This window comes from Stenotrophomonas sp. YJH_SMC_16 (assembly GCF_059367875.1).
The window spans coordinates 885,822-902,631 of sequence record NZ_JCAFRH010000001.1 but is presented as its reverse complement, the minus strand read 5'-3'; the positions used below and the strand labels follow the sequence as shown (position 1 = coordinate 902,631).

Annotated in this window: 15 protein-coding genes; 6 read left to right on the top strand and 9 right to left on the bottom strand. The window is 68.8% G+C overall.

The features are described from left to right. Positions 1–29 precede the first annotated feature (29 nt). Entirely contained in the window at positions 30–902 is an 873-nt protein-coding gene (locus AC5P6E_RS04035) for a hypothetical protein (protein ID WP_329834331.1), read from the bottom strand. Positions 903–950: 48 nt separating this feature from the next. On the opposite strand from AC5P6E_RS04035, the gene aroE reads away from it, so the two are divergent. From aroE to dinG, 3 genes are all read left to right on the top strand, one after another. After that, positions 951–1,796, top strand: a complete 846-nt coding sequence (aroE, locus tag AC5P6E_RS04030) for a shikimate dehydrogenase (RefSeq protein WP_049454105.1) — start codon at positions 951–953, stop codon at positions 1,794–1,796. Between the two features lie 3 nt (positions 1,797–1,799). Then, positions 1,800–2,153 carry a hypothetical protein gene (locus AC5P6E_RS04025; RefSeq protein WP_029379808.1) on the top strand — a complete coding sequence of 118 codons (354 nt, stop codon included), beginning with the start codon at positions 1,800–1,802 and terminating at the stop codon, positions 2,151–2,153. 167 nt (positions 2,154–2,320) lie between these two features. Further along, on the top strand, positions 2,321–4,423 hold the full coding sequence (gene dinG, locus AC5P6E_RS04020; protein ID WP_329834333.1) for an ATP-dependent DNA helicase DinG: 2,103 nt from the start codon (positions 2,321–2,323) through the stop codon (positions 4,421–4,423). Between the two features lie 39 nt (positions 4,424–4,462). Here dinG and AC5P6E_RS04015 read toward each other — a convergent pair whose 3' ends face one another. Then, entirely contained in the window at positions 4,463–5,074 is a 612-nt protein-coding gene (locus tag AC5P6E_RS04015; protein ID WP_052148841.1) for a hypothetical protein, read from the bottom strand. A gap of 138 nt (positions 5,075–5,212) precedes the next feature. Beyond that, positions 5,213–7,051 (bottom strand): dihydroxy-acid dehydratase, encoded by a 1,839-nt coding sequence (gene ilvD, locus AC5P6E_RS04010; RefSeq protein WP_010482206.1) that lies wholly within the window; start codon positions 7,049–7,051, stop codon positions 5,213–5,215. 466 nt (positions 7,052–7,517) lie between these two features. On the opposite strand from ilvD, the gene AC5P6E_RS04005 reads away from it, so the two are divergent. Genes AC5P6E_RS04005 through AC5P6E_RS03995 form a run of 3 tightly spaced genes read left to right on the top strand, consistent with a single transcriptional unit; the run spans position 7,518 to position 9,923 of the window. After that, the gene (locus AC5P6E_RS04005; protein WP_005420172.1) at positions 7,518–8,090 is read left to right on the top strand and encodes a DUF1190 domain-containing protein; all 573 of its coding nucleotides are present in this window, start codon (positions 7,518–7,520) and stop codon (positions 8,088–8,090) included. Positions 8,091–8,097: 7 nt separating this feature from the next. Beyond that, positions 8,098–9,276: a glutathionylspermidine synthase family protein gene (locus AC5P6E_RS04000; RefSeq protein WP_197598253.1), complete on the top strand. Its 1,179-nt coding sequence runs from the start codon at positions 8,098–8,100 to the stop codon at positions 9,274–9,276. Then, positions 9,276–9,923, top strand: coding sequence for a hypothetical protein (locus tag AC5P6E_RS03995; RefSeq protein ID WP_164191645.1), 648 nt, complete (start codon positions 9,276–9,278; stop codon positions 9,921–9,923). The genes AC5P6E_RS04000 and AC5P6E_RS03995 overlap by 1 nt, the downstream gene beginning before the upstream one ends. Before the next feature lie 104 nt (positions 9,924–10,027). Here the strand turns inward: AC5P6E_RS03995 and AC5P6E_RS03990 are convergent, their stop codons facing one another. Genes AC5P6E_RS03990 through AC5P6E_RS03965 form a run of 6 tightly spaced genes read right to left on the bottom strand, consistent with a single transcriptional unit; the run spans position 10,028 to position 16,777 of the window. Continuing rightward, positions 10,028–11,326: a DUF58 domain-containing protein gene (locus tag AC5P6E_RS03990; protein WP_329834336.1), complete on the bottom strand. Its 1,299-nt coding sequence runs from the start codon at positions 11,324–11,326 to the stop codon at positions 10,028–10,030. Continuing rightward, positions 11,323–12,309 (bottom strand): AAA family ATPase, encoded by a 987-nt coding sequence (locus AC5P6E_RS03985; RefSeq protein ID WP_014648782.1) that lies wholly within the window; start codon positions 12,307–12,309, stop codon positions 11,323–11,325. The genes AC5P6E_RS03990 and AC5P6E_RS03985 overlap by 4 nt, the downstream gene beginning before the upstream one ends. Beyond that, positions 12,306–13,490, bottom strand: a complete 1,185-nt coding sequence (locus tag AC5P6E_RS03980) for a DUF4350 domain-containing protein (protein WP_312661483.1) — start codon at positions 13,488–13,490, stop codon at positions 12,306–12,308. The genes AC5P6E_RS03985 and AC5P6E_RS03980 overlap by 4 nt, the downstream gene beginning before the upstream one ends. Further along, positions 13,487–15,109, bottom strand: a complete 1,623-nt coding sequence (locus tag AC5P6E_RS03975) for a DUF4129 domain-containing protein (protein WP_019661652.1) — start codon at positions 15,107–15,109, stop codon at positions 13,487–13,489. The genes AC5P6E_RS03980 and AC5P6E_RS03975 overlap by 4 nt, the downstream gene beginning before the upstream one ends. Beyond that, positions 15,099–16,091, bottom strand: a complete 993-nt coding sequence (locus AC5P6E_RS03970; RefSeq protein ID WP_019337015.1) for a stage II sporulation protein M — start codon at positions 16,089–16,091, stop codon at positions 15,099–15,101. The genes AC5P6E_RS03975 and AC5P6E_RS03970 overlap by 11 nt, the downstream gene beginning before the upstream one ends. Further along, positions 16,088–16,777: an RDD family protein gene (locus AC5P6E_RS03965; protein WP_010482196.1), complete on the bottom strand. Its 690-nt coding sequence runs from the start codon at positions 16,775–16,777 to the stop codon at positions 16,088–16,090. Before AC5P6E_RS03965 ends, AC5P6E_RS03970 begins: the two co-directional genes overlap by 4 nt. Positions 16,778–16,810 lie beyond the last annotated feature (33 nt).

Below are 16,810 nucleotides of genomic sequence, written 5' to 3'. Positions count from 1 at the left end.
CTTTCCCGCATGCCAACCAAGGTTGGCATCTACCGGGCGGCAGGCACGCACCCCGCAACCGCCGCCACCTTCGGCACCGCCAACCGGTACACATCCACGCCACCGGCACGTGGCGCCTTCGCCGCACTGCTGGCAACCATCATCTCGCCCGGCTTGGCGTTGTCGATCACCGGCGCGCCGGTCCAGCCGCCGGCCTGGTTGAATGACAGCCCCAATGGCTGCAGCGCCGCGCTGGTCCACGCACAGCCGCTGCTCCACACCTGCGCGGTCGCGCCGCCGCCACGACTGAACACCACGGCGCCGTCGTTGCCCAGCCAGTCGCCGTCGGTCTCGTCGTCGGCGCTGTTCAACGCGGCCAACGCGGTGGCTGGGCCACGCACGCCCTGCGCGTCCAATGACGCCACGAACAGGTCCCAGCCCGCGCCGCGACCCTGCTCGCGGGCGAACAACAGCCGCTTGCCGTCCGCACTCAGGGCCGGCCCGCGCTCTTCCCGGCGCCCACCATCGCCCGCCAAGGGCTGCGCCTTCCCGAGCTGGCCGTCGGCTTCCACCGTGGCCCGGTACAGCGCCAGCGCGCCCTCGCGGCCGGCCGCGAACAGCAGCCAGCGGCCATCACGGCTGAAGTAGGGATCGCGGGCCTCGCCGGCCACGCCCACCGGCAGCGCCTGCGCCTGCTGCCAGCGGCCCTCGACCATGCGTGCCTGCCACAGGCCCCAGCCCGCCTCGCCGCGGCGTGCGAACACGATGCGCTGGCCATCGGCGCTGATCGTGGCGCGGCCCTCGTCGGCACGGGTCGAGACCACGCCCATGCCTTCGATGCCGTACTCGTTCAACGCCCTCGCCACGGGGGCAGAGAGTAGACTGGCGGCAAGCACCAGCAGGGGCGGGGTGATGCGCATCATCCGGGTCCGTGCACGAAAGAGCATCAGTCTAGCCAGCTTGAGGATTCCATGACCGACCGTTACGCCGTCTTCGGACACCCCGTTGCCCACTCGAAGTCGCCGCAGATCCACGCGACGTTCGGTCGCCAGGAAGGCATCGCGGTGGATTACCGCGCGATCGACCTGGCGCCGGATGCGTTCCTGGCCGGCCTGGAAGCCTTCGCCGCCGAAGGCGGTGTCGGCGCCAACGTCACCTCGCCGCACAAGGAGGCTGCGTTCTCGGTGTGCTCCACCCTGACCGCACGTGCGCGCCGCGCCGGCTCGGTGAACACGCTGCTGCGCAAGGGCGACCGCTGGCATGGCGACACCACCGATGGCATCGGCCTGGTGCGTGACCTGACCGACCGTCATGGCCTGGACCTGCGTGGCCGCCGCATGCTGCTGATCGGTGCCGGTGGCTCCGCGCGCAGCGTCGCCCCGGCCTTCCTCGATGCCGGCATCACCGAGCTGGTGGTGGTCAACCGCACGCCGGAACGCGCCGATGAACTGATCGACGCGATGGGCGAACCGGGCCGCGCGATCAGCCGCTACTGGGAAGACCTGCGTGATCTGGGCGACTTCGAACTGATCGTCAATGCCACCTCGGCCGGCCGCGACCGCGACGTCGAGTTCAAGCTGCCGCTGTCGCTGGTCAATTCGATGACCACCGCCGTCGACCTGAACTACGGCGAGGCCGCCATCGCCTTCCTGGCCTGGGCGCGTGCGGCGAACTGCCGCAATACCGTGGATGGCCTGGGCATGCTGGTCGAACAGGCGGCCGAGAGCTTCCTGCAGTGGCATGGCGTGCGCCCGCAGACCGACGAGATCTACCAGTCGCTGCGCCAGGGCTCGGCCGTGCTGGCCGGCGAGGACTGATCGATGGACAGCACAACGTTGATGGTGACCGTGCTGAGCATGGTCGGCGTGCGCCTGCCGGTACTGATCGCGCTGTGCATCGGCCTGGTCTGGGTGATCGGCGCACCGCGCGATGCCACCCGCACCGGCGCCCTGGTCGGCCTGGGGCTGTTGCTGCTGTCCAGCCTGGGTGGCCTGGCGGCGGGCATCCTGCCCATGTGGCTGGTCAGCAGTGGCAACTTCAGCGCCATCTCGGGCATGGGCGCCATCCTCGGCGTGCTGCATTTCGCGCTGGCGATGGTCGAGGCCATCGGCGTGGTGCTGCTGGTGTGGGCACTGGTGCGCCTGCTGCGTAGCCGTACGATCCCGGCGGCCTGACCGGTCGCGCCGGGCCATGCCCGGCGTATCTGGCCCCTGAGAGGTCCGGCCACCGGACCGTGACCGCCGCCAGGCGTCGTCGCTGGCCCGTTCAGGGTGCCAGCGGCGGTGAACGTGGCCGGCCATGCGACAATGACCGGCCTGATCCAGCCACGGTACTTCCCGGCGTGACCGAAACCGTTGCCGCTCCGCGCACGCTCGATGACACCTTGAAGGATGCGATCCGCAAGGCGTACACGACGCTGCAGGCCAATACCCCCGGCTTCTCCACCCGCCGTTCGCAGAGCCAGATGATCGGCGTGGTGTCGCGCGCGCTGTCGAAAAGCGGCGGCGTCGGCGTGGTCGAGGCGCCCACCGGCGTCGGCAAGAGCCTGGGCTACCTCACCGCAGGTGTACCGATCGCGCTGGCCAGCAAGAAGAAGCTGGTGATCAGCACCGGTACCGTGGCGCTGCAGTCGCAGCTGGTGGAGCGCGATATCCCGAATTTCCTCAAGGCCACCGGCCTGGAAGCGACCGTGGCGCTGGCCAAGGGCCGCACCCGCTATCTGTGCACGCGCAATGCTGCCGAGGCACAGGGTGAGGGCTCGCAGGGCGGCATGTTCGAGGATGACGCGCCGCTGTTTGATCGGCCGCTGGCGCCGATCGAAATGGACATCGCCAAGCGCCTGACCGACGCCTTCACCAGCGGCAGCTGGGATGGCGACATCGACAACGCACCGGAGACCATCAGCCCCGGCCTGCGCAGCCGCATCACCACGCCGGCCTCGGGCTGCGCCGGGCGCCGCTGTGCCTATTCGGCGCAGTGTGCGGTGCTGCGTTCGCGCAACACCGTGCGTGATGCGCAGATCGTCGTTACCAACCACGCGCTGCTGCTGTCGGCGCTGTCGATCGGCGACAGCGACAACGGCCAGCCGTTGATCGCGCCGCCGTCGGACATGCTGCTGGTGCTGGACGAAGGCCATCACATCGGCAACGTGGCGATCGACCAGGGCGCGGCCAGCCTGGCGCTGGATGAAATGGCCAAGCGCACCGGCCGCCTGCAGATCCTGATCGCCGGTGCCTACCGCGCGGTCGACAAGGACCGCCTCGGCAACCTGCTGCCGAACGAAGCGATCGAAGTGGCCAGCAACGTGGCCAAGCAGTTGCGCGCGTTCCGCGATCATATCGAGCGCGTGTGGATGCCGGCACCGGCGGACGAAGAGCCGATGTGGCGCGCGGCCAACGGGCGCCTGCCCGAGGCCTGGCGCGAGCCGATCGAGGCCCTCGCCGACGATACCCGCAGCCTCTACAACTGGGCGCACGCCGCCACCGCGCAGGTGGCCAAGGGCAAGCCGGACGATGCCGCGCGCGAGCGCCTGCAGCGCAACCTGGGCATGGCGCTGGAGATGATCGAGCAGCAGTACAACCTGTGGCAGGCGTGGCGCCGCGAGGACAAGGACGGCGCGCCGCCGATGGCGCGCTGGGTCACCGCTACCCGCGATGGCGACCTGGTGCTGCACGGCTCGCCGGTGTCGGCCGCGCACGTGCTGCGCAAGCTGCTGTGGGATGAAGTGGATTCAGTGGTGATGACCTCGGCGACGCTGACCGGCGGCGGCGATTTCCAGTCGCTGGCGATCGACAACGGCATCCCCGAAGAGGCCGAGATGGTCTCGCTGTCGTCGCCGTTCGACCTGCCCAACCAGGCCGAACTGATCGTGCCCAGGTTCCCGGTCACCCCGGACGACCGCGAAGGCCATCCGCGCGAAGTGGCACGCTACCTCGACACCGAGCTGGATTGGGCCAAGGGCTCGATGGTGCTGTTCACCTCGCGCTGGAAGATGGAGAAGGTGGCCGGCCTGATGTCGGCCGCGCGCCGCAAGCAGGTGCTGGTGCAGGGCGAGATGTCCAAGACCCGGCTGATCGACGAACACCTGCGCCGTGTCGCGGCGGGCGAGGGCTCGGTGCTGTTCGGCCTGAACTCGTTCGGCGAAGGCCTCGACCTGCCGGGTGAGGCCTGCACCACGGTGGTGATCACCCAGGTGCCGTTCGCGGTGCCGACCGATCCGCAGACCGCCACGCTCAGCGAATGGTTCGAGGGACGCGGGCTCAATGCGTTCAACCTGATCGCCATTCCGCACGCGCTGCGCACGCTGACCCAGTTCGCCGGCCGGCTGATCCGCACCTCCACCGACACCGGCCGCGTGGTCATCCTCGATTCGCGGCTGCTGACCCGCCGCTACGGCAAGCGCATCATCGACGCCCTGCCGCCGTTCAAGCGCGTGATTGGTTGACGGGTGCTGGTAGCGCAGGGCCATGCCCGGCGGAGGGCCTCAACGGCCTTCCGGATTCCGGCAGCCTGGCCCATAGGCCTCCACGTAGGGTTTGCCGAAGCAGCGCAGCAGTCCATCAAGCACGTCCAGGTTCGGCGGCCACGGCATCTGCACCTGCTGCCCGCCCTCGGTGGTGAAGTGGTAGCGGCCGTCCTTGATGTTCTCCGCGATCGCGGTGGGCGTCGGTATCGCGACCAGCCTCGCACGAGCCTTCTCCAGGGCGCTGCGATCCTGGCGCAGGAACGCGACCATGCCGTCCACGTAGGCATTCCAGTAACCCGGGTCGCTCCCGTTTACTGGCTTGTGGCTGCGTTCCATTAGCGCAATCGCCTGCGCGGTCTGCCCCAGCTCCGCGCGCAGCTGGCCCTCGTGCCACGTGATGATGACATTGCCTTCCGCTTTGGACAGTGCGCCGTAGGCGGACAGCAGGTCGGCCGCTTCGCGGGTACAGCCGCGGTCGGCCAACGGGCGCCAGCCACCTTCCAGGTCCTGATCGAACCGGCCAGGTTCCATCGCCAGCATCGCTGCACGGTCGTAGCTGCAGTCGGGTGCTTTTGGCGGTTCGGCTGCTGCACCCATGGCAGCGGCCAGCGCAAAGGAAAGCAACATCATCTCAACCTCCGTGTTGGTGACTTCCTGGACCACCATAACGGATCAGGATGGGGAGCGCCGGCCGCCGGCCGGCAACCTCATTGATGTGGAGCGTCGCAGTACAGATGCCGGCCAGCGGCCGGCACTACCGTATGGCGGTCAATCGCCCAGAAGCGCGGTGTTGCGCACGGCACCCTTGTCTGCGCTGGTGGCGAGCAGGGCGTACGCCTTCAGGGCGCTGGTGACCTTGCGCGGGCGCGCCGCACGCGGCTTCCAGCCGCGGGCATCGGCGTCGGCGCGGCGTTGGGCCAGGGTGGCCTCATCCAGCAGCAGATCAATGCGGCGGGCCGGAATGTCGATGCGGATGCGGTCGCCATCTTCCACCAGGCCGATCGCGCCGCCGCTGGCCGCTTCCGGCGAGACGTGGCCGATCGACAGGCCCGAGGTGCCGCCGGAGAAGCGGCCATCCGTGAGCAGCGCGCACTGTTTGCCCAGCCCCTTCGACTTCAGATAGCTGGTCGGGTACAGCATTTCCTGCATGCCCGGGCCACCCTTCGGGCCTTCGTAGCGGATCACCACCACCTCGCCGGGTTGCACTTCGTCGGCGAGGATGCCGGCGACGGCCGCGTCCTGGCTTTCATAGACGCGCGCAGGGCCTTCGAACACGTGGATCGACTCGTCCACGCCGGCGGTCTTCACCACGCAGCCATCCACGGCCAGGTTGCCGCGCAGCACGGCGAGGCCGCCTTCCAGTGAGTACGCGTGCTGCAGCGAGCGGATGCAGCCTTCAGCGCGGTCGATGTCCAGCGTCGGCCAGCGCGTGGCCTGGCTGAAGGCTTCCTGGGTGGGAATGCCGGCCGGGCCTGCCTTGAAGAAGGTGTGCAGGGTGTCGTTGTCACTGCGCACCACGTCCCAGCGTTCCAGCGCTTCGGCCAGGCTGGTGCTGTGTACGGTCGGCACCGTGGTTTCGAGCAGGCCGGCGCGCTCCAGTTCACCGAGGATGCCGAACACGCCTCCGGCGCGGTGCACGTCCTCGATGTGGTACTTCGGCGTATTCGGCGCCACCTTGCACAGCTGCGGTACGCGCCGCGACAGCGCGTCGATGTGGGTCAGGTCGAAGTCGACCTCCGCTTCCTGCGCGGCGGCCAGCAGGTGCAGGATGGTGTTGGTGGAACCGCCCATGGCGATATCCAGGGTCATTGCATTGGCGAACGCGGCCTGGGTGGCGATGCCGCGCGGCAGCGCGCTCGGGTCTTCGCCGCCATACCAGCGATGGCAGAGTTCGACGATCAGGCGCCCGGCACGGCGGAACAGCGCCTCACGGTCGGCGTGGGTGGCCAGCGTGGTGCCGTTGCCGGGCAGCGACAGGCCCAGTGCTTCGGTCAGGCAGTTCATCGAGTTGGCGGTGAACATGCCCGAGCAGGAGCCGCAGGTGGGGCAGGCGCTGCGCTCGAATGCGGCCACCTTCTCGTCGGAGGCGCTGTCATCGGCGGCCACCACCATTGCATCGACCAGGTCCAGCTTGTGCTCGGACAGCTTGGTCTTGCCCGCTTCCATCGGCCCGCCGGACACGAACACCACCGGGATGTTCAGGCGCAGCGCGGCCATCAGCATGCCGGGGGTGATCTTGTCGCAGTTGCTGATGCACACCAGTGCGTCGGCGCAATGCGCGTTGACCATGTACTCCACGGCGTCGGCGATGATCTCGCGGCTGGGCAGCGAATACAGCATGCCGTCGTGGCCCATCGCGATGCCGTCGTCCACGGCGATGGTGTTGAATTCCTTGGCGACGCCGCCGACCTGTTCGATCTCGCGCGCGACCAGCTGGCCGAGGTCCTTCAGGTGCACGTGGCCGGGCACGAACTGGGTGAAGGAGTTGGCGATGGCGATGATCGGCTTGTGGAAGTCGCCGTCCTTCATGCCGGTGGCACGCCACAGGGCGCGGGCGCCGGCCATGTTGCGGCCGGCGGTGGAGGTGCGGGAACGGTATTCGGGCATGGCTGGCGGAACGGGCGGGCCGTACGACGTGGGAGTCAGCCGATCATGGCCAATTTTTTCGGTTGCTGCTGCAACCACCGGAGGTGGTCCGGCCGGGCTGCGCCCGGCACCCGCCGAAGCAACAGCCGAAGCAACAGCGGGCTTCCTGCGGGAGGCGGGGTGGGTCCGCTGGCGGGGGACGCCGTAAACCCTTCCTTGGGGGCTTGACCGCGGCATCCATGCCGCGGACACCCCCGCCAGCGGACCCACCCCGCCTTCGACAGTTTCCCGCGATCTGTCGGGGCCGGCGCTCTGCGCTGCTCGTGGTAGGTGTCGACCTTGGTCGACACGATGGATCCACGCCACGCGTGGATGATGGGGAACGACGAAAATGAAAGGCCGTTCATCTTTCCCACTTTGCCGATTCCGGTTGCTGGCCCGGATTTGGCATCATTGGGGCATTGATCCGTCGACAGGGCATGAGGCCATGAAACGTTCCCGCACCACCGCGCTGCTGCTGATGAGCGCCGCGCCGCTGCTGTTCACCGCCTGCCAGAAGGAGCCGGAGGTGAAGGTGCAGGAAGGCCTGTACACCTCGGTGGAAGCCTGCACCGAGGCCACCGGCGATCCGTCGTCGTGCCGCAATGCCTTCGCCGAAGCGCAGAAGCAGGCCGCCGATGCGGCGCCGAAGTACGCCAGCAAGGAAGCCTGCGAGAAGGACTACAAGCCGGAGCAGTGCGTGCAGCAGCACACTTCGGCGGGGACCTCGTTCATCGGCCCGATGATGATGGGCTTCTTCATGTCGCAGATGCTGAGCAACCGCGGCGGCCTCGCCCCGCAGGCGCCGGCGTCGGCACCGGCTTACCAGGACAAGAACGCTGGCTGGGCGCGCCCGGCACCGGGCGGCACCGGTGGCCTCAACACCGCCAGCGGCATCGGTGCCGGCAAGGCTGGCCTGGCGCCGGTCACCAGCGAGCCGAACCGTGCGGTCACTGCCAGCCGTGGTGGCTTCGGCAACACCAGCGCACGCCGCAGCACCAGCGGCAGCTACGGCGGCTGATCGACCCATGCAGCGCATCCGGATTGCCGAGCGTGCCCAGTGGCGGGTACGCGCGGAAGAGGCGGGTTTCCGCTTCCACACCATCGACGGCCAGCCGTACTGGGATGAAAGCGCGTACTACGCCTTCACCCTGCGCCAGATCGAACAGGACATCGAAGACCCCAGCGCCGAGCTGCACCAGATGGCGCTGGACCTGGTGGGCGATGTCATCGCCAGTGAACGGTTGATGGACCAGCTGGCGATTCCGTCGCACTACCGCGACTGGATCGCCGACAGCTGGCGCCAGCGCCAGCCACACCTGTACGGGCGCCTGGACCTGGCCTACGACGGTACCGGCCCGGCCAAGCTGTACGAACTGAACTACGACACGCCGACCTCGCTGTTCGAGGCCAGCTTCTTCCAGTGGCAGTGGCTGGAAGACCAGCGCAACGCCGGTCGCCTGCCGCAGCACGCCGACCAGTTCAATGCGATCCACGAGGCGCTGGTCGAGCGTTTCGGCGAACTGGCTTCACAGCTGCCGCCGCCGCTGTACTTCAGCGCGGTGGGCAGTTCGGAGGAAGACCGTGGCACGGTCGAGTACCTGCGCGACTGCGCCTCGCAGGCCGGCCTGCATGGCCAGGCCATCGCCATCGAGGATATCGGTCTGTCCGAGGACGGCCGCTTCACCGCGCTGGATGATTCGGTGATCGGCACGCTGTTCAAGCTGTATCCGCTGGAAGACCTGATGGCCGAGGAATTCGGTCGCGCGCTGCCCGGCTCGGGCGTGCAGCTGCTGGAACCGGCCTGGAAGGCAGTATTGAGCAACAAGGGCATCCTGCCGCTGCTGTGGCAGCGCAACGTGGGCCATCCGAACCTGCTGGAAGCGCACTTCGATGACGGCAGCATGCTGGCCTCGGGCTGGGTGCGCAAGCCGCTGTTCTCGCGCGAGGGCGCCAATATCGAGATGCACCTGGCCGATGGCAGCACCCAGCGCAGCGACGGTCCCTACGACGGCCCGGCGATCATCCAGCGCGCGCATCCGCTGACCCGCTTCGAAGGCGGCTACCCGCTGATCGGCAGCTGGGTGATCGGCGACCACGCCTGCGGCATCGGCATCCGCGAGGACGACAGCGCGATCACCCGCGACAGTGCGCGCTTCGTGCCGCACGCGATCGTTGATGAGGCGCCGACGCGGATCTACGTCTGATGACGGTGCGGCGTTGGCCTGGCCGGCATGGGCGTCCCACGCCCGTGCCGGGCCGGCATTTCGATGACGGGCGCAGCCTGCAGGCCTTCGCGGACCGCGTCGCTGTGCGTTGCCATCGCTGCGACACCCCCGGTTGGGTGATCGCCAGCTGGAAACCCTACCGGTGGACGGCGCGATTCCGCTGCACAGGCTGCAGTTCAGCGCTGGACAGTGGTGACTGGGTCGGTGCGGTCTACATCCTGGGCCGCCAACCTTGTGGATTCTGTGGGCATCAGTGGCTGCATGTGCGCCGCCGGGTTCCCGCTGGCGTGCCTGCACCGGCGTCCTTCGCTGCTCTATGTGCGCAATGTGATCGCAGTACCGATGTTTCGGTCGTGGTGCGTCCGTTGCGTGACGCCGAGCCTGCCGATCCGCACTTCGGATTGCCGCTGCGCCTGGTCGAACCGACCCGCGCGGGCCTGCTCTGGGCCTATAACACTGAACATCTGCAGGCACTGCACGAGTACGCGAGCGCGACGTTGCGGGAAAGCCGCGGCCATCACCGATCCATGTTCTCGCGCCTGCCGCAGTGGATGAAGCTGGCCCGCAACCGGGTGTTGCTGCAGCGTGCGGTGGAGCGGTTGCAGCGGCGATTGCTGCAGGGGTAGTGCCGGCCGCTGGCCGGCAATCGCCGTTGGTAGATGCCGACATTGGTCGGCGCTGTGGGTTTCGTGCCAACCAAGGTTGGCACCCACCAGCGCGATCGTTGGTATCAGAGCAATCCTTCGCGCTTCACCGCCAGGTAGCGCTCCACCAGCGCGCCGGGCAGGGCATCGGCGGTCACGTCCAGCACCATCACCTTCTCGCTGCGCAGTGCGTCGTGCGCCTTCGCGCGCTGCTGCAGGTAGAGTGCGGCGGCAGCGGCCTGGGTGGCGTCTTCCAGTGTCTGCACTTCGCTGTCCAGCACGCCGTCCAGCTCGCGCTCGCGCAGGCTGGCCACGCATACCAGGTGGCGCCGCTGCAGCAGGCGCACTGCCGCCAGCAGGTCTTCGATGTCCTCGTCGCGCACGTTGCTGACCAGCATCACCAGCGCGCGCCGACGCTGGCGCAGCGATACCTCGGTGGCGGCGGCCAGGTAGTCGGTGGCCACCGCGCGCGGCTGCAGGTCGTAGCTGGCACGCAACAGGTGCTCGACCGTGCCCATGCCACGCTGCGGCGCCACCCAGCGGCGTTCACCACCGGCAGCAAACAGGCCGGCGGCGTCGCCCTGGCGCAGCGCCAGGTACGCCACCACCAGCGAAGCGTTCAAGGCGTGGTCGAAATGCGAGAGCCCGCCTTCGCTGGCCAGCATGCGCCGGCCACTGTCGAGCATCAGCAGCAGCTGCTGGTTCTTCTCGTCCTGGTACTCACGCGAGACCAGTTTGCGTGCCCGTGCCGTGGCCTTCCAGTCGAGCTGGCGCAGGCTGTCGCCGATGCGGTACTCGCGCATCTGGTGGAAGTCGGTGCCTTCGCCACGCCGGCGTTTCACGTGCGCACCCACCAGCCGTGAGGCCTGGTCCGCACTGAACAGCGCGAAGCGGGTGAGCGGCACGAAGTTCGGGTAGACGCGCACGTCCAGCGCCGGTGGCAGGGTGCGTTGCTGCCACCACAGGCGCCACGGCGAGCGCATGCGCAGGTGCACGCCTTCAAAGCGGAAGTGCCCACGCTGCAGCGGGTGCAGGTGATAGTGCAGGGTGGAGGCGCTGCCGGCCTGCAGGCGCACGCGCTGCGGCAGCGATTCCAGCGGCCAGCCGCCGGGCACCAGGTCGAACACCTGCACCGTCATCGACGTGTCTGCCTGCAGCCGCAGCGCGGCCTCGCGGCGCACGCCCAGTGCCAGCGCTTCGGGCAGTTCGCGTTGCACCTGCGGCGACGGACGCCGCGACTGCCGCCACAGATCCATCAACGCCGGCACGGCAATCGCCAGTGCCGCCAGCGCCCAGCTCCAGCGCGGCAGCAACCCGCCCAGCACCAGGCCACCCAAGGCGGCCCAGGCCAGCAGCAGCGCCAGCAGCAGCGGGGCCGGCCTCATCGGCGCGGCGCTTCCACCTTGGCCAGCAACGCGCCCAGCACGTCGTCGGCGTCCTGGCCTTCGATCTGCAGTTCCGGGGCCAGCGCGATGCGGTGGCGCAGCGCCGGGCGTGCGATGTCGCGCACATCATCCGGAGTGACGAAATCACGGCCGGCCAGCACCGCCTGCGCGCGCGAAGCACGCACCAGCGCGATGCTGCCACGGGGGCCGGCACCGACCGCGATACCCGGCCACTGCCGGGTGGCGGCAACGATGCGCACCGCGTAGTCGATCACTTCGTCATCGACGGTGATCGCCGCAGTGGCACGCTGCAGTTCCAGCAACTCGCCGGCACCGAGCACGCGCGGCACCTGGCTCAGGTCGAAATCGCTGGCAGCACGACCACTGGTGATCGCGGTCACCATGCGCTTCTCGTCCTCCAGCTGCGGATAGTCGATCAGCACCTTCAGCAGGAAACGGTCCAGCTGCGCTTCCGGCAGCGGGTAGGTGCCCTCCTGCTCCAGCGGGTTCTGCGTGGCCAGCGCCATGAACGGCGGCGCCAGGGTGAAGGCCTTGCCTTCGATGGTCACCTGGCCTTCCTGCATCACTTCCAGCAGCGCCGACTGGGTCTTGGCCGGTGCACGGTTGATCTCATCGGCCAGCAGCAGATTGGTGAACACCGGGCCGCGGCGGATCTTGAAGCTCTCGCTCTTCGGGTCGTACACCGCGTGGCCGCTGACGTCGCTGGGCATCAGGTCGGGGGTGAACTGCACGCGACCGTAGTCCAGCTCCAGGGCCTGGGCCAGCGCGCGCACCAGCAACGTCTTGCCCAGCCCGGGCACGCCTTCGATCAGCACGTGGCCGCCGGCCAGCAGGGCCACCAGAATCTGGTCCAGCACATCGGCCTGGCCGATGAAGGCGTGTCCGACGGCGGTGCGGATGGCATCGACGCGTTCGATCAGGCGGGCGTTGGCGGCCGCCGGCAGCTCGGGGACTTCGGTCATAGCAGGGATCTCATCTGGAGCAGCAAGCGGATGCGCTCGCGCAGGGCGGAGGAATCGTGCGGCGGAGGGGGCGTGAGCGCGCTGGCAACGCGGCCTTGAGGCCACTTCAGCAGCTCGGCGATGGCCTGATCGCGTGGCGCACCAACCAGTGCGGCCGCAACCGGTGCGCGCAGGCGCAGGCGGTGCAGGAACAGGGCGAGTACGGCCTCGTACAGGCGCGTACCGTGGCCGAAACGCAGCAGCAGTTCACCACTGGCACGCACGTGTTCCAGCAGCGAACGGCGTTCCAGTACCGGTGACGGCAGCAGGCTGCCGAAGCGCTGCGAGCGGCCCCACAACCAGCCCAGCAGGGTCAGCAGCAGTGGCGCCCACAGTGGCCAGCCCTGGTAGAACATGCGCGACCACAGCGACGGCGGGCGGCTGGCGTAGATCAGCCAGACCGCACCCTTGCCGTAGTTCGGATCGAGCAGATAGCGGGTCAGGTCGCGGTGCGACGCGTCGTGCAGGCCGTCGCTGGCCTTGCCCCCTGCCGATGCCAGGCGCGCTGCCGGTGAGTCCACCTCGCTGCGCATGAACTCCATGTCGGCCAGCACGCTCACCTTGCCCTGGCCATGGCGCAGGCGCGCAAACACCAGGTCGCGATCCGTGCCCCAGCGACGTTCGGCCTGTGCACTGGCGGCAAAACCCAGGGTGAAGCGGCGGCCTCCACAGAACTCAACGTGACCAGGATCGTCGTCGACATGGAACGGCTGGCAGTCGCTGCGCTGGAACAGGCTGTCCACGCCCAGCTGATCCAGCAGGGGCCCCTGCGTGCTGCCGGCATCGTCCTCGGCCGGTGGCGGCGTCCGCACCAGCAGGTGGCCGCCCCCATCGACCCAGTCCAGCAGCGCGCTGGCGACGGGCGGCGGCAGTTCGCTGCTGTCCTGCAGCAGCACCACCGTGTCGTGCGGCCCCAGCGTCATTTGCCGCAGTTCCAGCCGTGGCCGCGAGTGCACGTCAATGCCGTCGGCGCGCAGGGCCTGGCCGAGCACGTACAGCGGGTTGTAGCCAGCTTCGCCCTGCGGCGGCAGCTGCACGGTCTCGGTCACCCGCTCATGCGTGCGCAGGTAAAGGATCGTCAGCGGTACACCGAACAGCACCAATGCACCGAGCAGCAGCGACCAGAACAGGCGCGGGCTCATGCCTGCCACCGGTACTGCTGGCGCAGCGTATCGGCCAATGCATCGAAATCGGCGCGGCTGGGCAGGCGGCCACCGTAGGCGGCGTACTGCCACATGCGCACGATGCGCGCGAACAGGTCACGGTCGCTGGCCTCGGGCATGCGCCGCGACGCGCGCAGGCATTGCGCTTCGGTGGCACCGGGTGGAAGCGCGATACCGCTGCGCTCGCCCACCGTGCGCACGCTGGCGCGGTACAGAAGGGCCAGCGCCTGCCGCGGCCGGCCCTGGTCCCAGAGCAGGCCGGCCTGGGTGGCCACGTCCGGCGGCAGCACCACCGGCAACTCCACCTGTTCCTCCACCACCGGCGGTGCGGCCTCGGCCTTGCGTCGGCCACTGCCCCGCAGCCACGGCAGCCACAGCCGTGCGGTCAGCAGCAGCACCAGCAGCAGGACGCCGAGCAGCCCCCACAGGCCCCATTCGGCCAGCCGCGCCAGCCAGGCGATGCCGTCCTTGCGCGCTTTGCGTTCACCGTTGCTGTTGGTGTCACGCTGCAGCTGCTTGTCTTCCTTCTTCTCTTCCTCGGCCTGTTCGATCGGCTTCCAGCGGGTGACCTGGCGGGTCGGGCGCTGCAGCGGGTCTTCATAGGCGCGGTTCACTGCCTGACGGAAACCGGCGGTGTCCACCGGCGTACCGCCGAAGATCGTTGCCGGGGTGTTGCCCGGGTCGATGGTCGGTGCTTCGTCGCCTTCCTCGGCGTCGATGCCACGGTCGTTGGGCTTGCCCATGGCGCGTTCGGGCTCGGCGTCTGTGTCCTGCGCATGCACCGGTGCGGAGACCAGCGGCAGTGCCAGGCACAGCAGCAGGGCCAGCGTCGATGCCGCCGGCAGCAGCCGCTCGCGCAGGCGGCGCAGGGCGATCTCCACATCCCAGGCTTCCATCTGCGTGCGCCGGTTCAAGTACAGGCCAAAGCCCGCACCGACGAAGAACGGGCCGATCAGCACCGAGGCCAGCCAGCACGCCAGGTTGAAGCCCAGCCGTGCCCATGCGGGTGTGTCCTGGCCGATCATGTCCCATGCGGCGCGCCATGATTCGGACATCAGCTCCAGTGGCATGAACATGAACACCGCACCGATCGCGCCGGACACCAGCACGGCTTCGAACGCCATGCAGGTCACGGTCAGTACCAGTGCCGCGCCCGCTGCGCCGGCTGCCACTGCACGACGACGTGGGCCGCGCTGGCCCGGTGTGTTGCCTTCCAGCAGGTTCACCGGCAGGCACAGGCTGCGCAGCACGCTGAAACGACGCCAACCCAGGTAGCCCCAGAAGCCGCTGTTGCCCCAGTGACGTTGCGCACGCAGCGCGGCCAGCGTGCCGACTGGTTCACCGAAGATGCCGCGCGACAGCACATACAACGGCGCACGTTCGAACAGCGGTTTGCACCACCACATCGCCAGCCAGGCCCAGCCGAAGGCATCCAGCCACCAGCCCAGCGCGTTGAAGATCACGAACAGCGGTGCACTGGCCAGCAGCCAGCTGCCCCACAGCGCGCGCGCGTGACGGCGGGACAGCGCGGTGCCCAGCTCCATCGCTTCCCAGCCACTGCGGGCACGCAGCGCCACGTCCAGGTGGTCAATGCGCATGGCCAGCTCCACGTCCGCCGCGCCACAGCCACAGCAGCACGCCGGCCCACAACACACCGGCCACGCTGAACTTGCCCCATGCAGGTACTTCGGCGATCGATGACCAGAAGGCTTCGATGAAGGCGGCCACCAACAGCATGAAGGCGACGCCGAGGCACAGCCGCGCGCCGATGCGGCCGCCGTCGACCAGTGCATCCAGGCGGCTGCGCCGGCCCGGCGCCAGCAGCTTCATGCCCAGCTGCAGGCCGGCACCGCCAGCGATCACGATCGCAGTCAGCTCGAAGGCGCCGTGGCCGACCACGAAGCGCCAGAACGGGTCGCCATGGCCGATGTGCTGCAGGTGGCCTGCCACTGAACCGATGATCACGCCGTTGAACAGCAGCACCAGCAGCGTGCCCAGCCCGGCCAGCAGTCCGCTGGCGAAGGTGCGCAGGGCGATGCTGATGTTGTTCATGATGTAGTGGCCGAACATCATCCAGTCGGTGCCGCTGTCACGCCCCAGGCGCTCGGCGGCGGGATCGTACATGCGCTCCATCTCTGCGATCTGGCGGTTGTCCATCAGCATGTGGATCAGGTCCGGATAGACCTGCACCAGCACGAAGCAGGCCACCGCCGGCAGCGCGAACATCGCCAGCGCTACCCACATGCTGCGCGCCTGGCTGCGCACCAGCAGCGGGAAGTCGGCCACCAGGAACTCCAGGGCACCCCGCCAACGTGTCGGCGGCGTGCGGTACAGCACGCTGTGGCCCTGCTGCATCAGCTGCTGCAGGCGCTGCACCAGCTGCGGGCTGTAGCCGCGCTCGCGGGCCAGCGCCAGCTGCTGGCACAGCCGCCGGTAGCGCTGCGGGAAGGTCGTGTCGTCCAGTGCCAGGCCGCTGGCCTTGCGGCGCGTGCGGCGTGAGGCGCCGGCACGCAGCAGCAGCCACTGCTCCAGGTCCTGCCATTCCTGCTGGTAGCGGGCGACGAACTGCTCCTGTTTCATCGCCGCCCCAGCAGCCAGTTGGCCATCGCATACAGGCGCAGAACGCCGACCTGGCCGTGGGTGCCGGTCAGTGGCTCGGCAATACCGGCCAGCTCCTGCTGGCGCGCCGCCGACAAGCGTGGCGCGCGCTCGGCGAAGGCCATCAGCGCGGCCTGTTCCTCTGGTCGCAGGGGCTGCGGCGGGGCCAGCACGCTGTCGATGGTCGGCGGCGGTGGCAGATACAGCGCGGGTGCATGCACCACCACGGTGCCGGCCACCAGGTCGCCCAGGCGGCGGCCATGCGGATCGAACAGGCTGCTGATCAGGCCCAGCGCATAGCCGAAGGGCAGCATGTCCACCGTGCGCAGCAGGTTGCGGGTGATCGCCGCCATCCAGCCTACCGGCGCGCCATCGCGAGACAGCACGCGCAGCCCCAGCGCACGCTTGCCCAGGGTGCGTCCCCACACTGCTTCGCAGACGATCGGGTAGGCCCAGTAGACCAGGAACATCAGCACCAGGTAGAGGCCGGAGCCGAACTTGTCCAGCAGCGCCAGCGGAATGGACACCAACACCAGTGCCGCGATGCGCACGCCGAGATCGACCAGCCAGGCCATCGCCCGCGGTACCGGGCCGGCGGCAGGCAACTGCAGCGGCACACCCTCTGGCGTCACCACCTCGCGGTAGGTATCGAGCATCGGTGCGGCCATCAGCGCGATGGCCTTCGTTGTGGGCGCCGGAGT

Coding starts and splice junctions, on each gene's coding strand:
- AC5P6E_RS04035 (WP_329834331.1), bottom strand. CDS start 902: ATGATGCGCATCACCCCGCCCCTGCTGGTGCTTGCCGCCAGTCTACTC.
- aroE (WP_049454105.1), top strand. CDS start 951: ATGACCGACCGTTACGCCGTCTTCGGACACCCCGTTGCCCACTCGAAG.
- AC5P6E_RS04025 (WP_029379808.1), top strand. CDS start 1,800: ATGGACAGCACAACGTTGATGGTGACCGTGCTGAGCATGGTCGGCGTG.
- AC5P6E_RS04015 (WP_052148841.1), bottom strand. CDS start 5,074: ATGATGTTGCTTTCCTTTGCGCTGGCCGCTGCCATGGGTGCAGCAGCC.
- ilvD (WP_010482206.1), bottom strand. CDS start 7,051: ATGCCCGAATACCGTTCCCGCACCTCCACCGCCGGCCGCAACATGGCC.
- AC5P6E_RS04005 (WP_005420172.1), top strand. CDS start 7,518: ATGAAACGTTCCCGCACCACCGCGCTGCTGCTGATGAGCGCCGCGCCG.
- AC5P6E_RS04000 (WP_197598253.1), top strand. CDS start 8,098: ATGCAGCGCATCCGGATTGCCGAGCGTGCCCAGTGGCGGGTACGCGCG.
- AC5P6E_RS03995 (WP_164191645.1), top strand. CDS start 9,276: ATGACGGTGCGGCGTTGGCCTGGCCGGCATGGGCGTCCCACGCCCGTG.
- AC5P6E_RS03990 (WP_329834336.1), bottom strand. CDS start 11,326: ATGAGGCCGGCCCCGCTGCTGCTGGCGCTGCTGCTGGCCTGGGCCGCC.
- AC5P6E_RS03985 (WP_014648782.1), bottom strand. CDS start 12,309: ATGACCGAAGTCCCCGAGCTGCCGGCGGCCGCCAACGCCCGCCTGATC.
- AC5P6E_RS03980 (WP_312661483.1), bottom strand. CDS start 13,490: ATGAGCCCGCGCCTGTTCTGGTCGCTGCTGCTCGGTGCATTGGTGCTG.
- AC5P6E_RS03975 (WP_019661652.1), bottom strand. CDS start 15,109: ATGCGCATTGACCACCTGGACGTGGCGCTGCGTGCCCGCAGTGGCTGG.
- AC5P6E_RS03970 (WP_019337015.1), bottom strand. CDS start 16,091: ATGAAACAGGAGCAGTTCGTCGCCCGCTACCAGCAGGAATGGCAGGAC.
- AC5P6E_RS03965 (WP_010482196.1), bottom strand. CDS start 16,777: ATGGCCGCACCGATGCTCGATACCTACCGCGAGGTGGTGACGCCAGAG.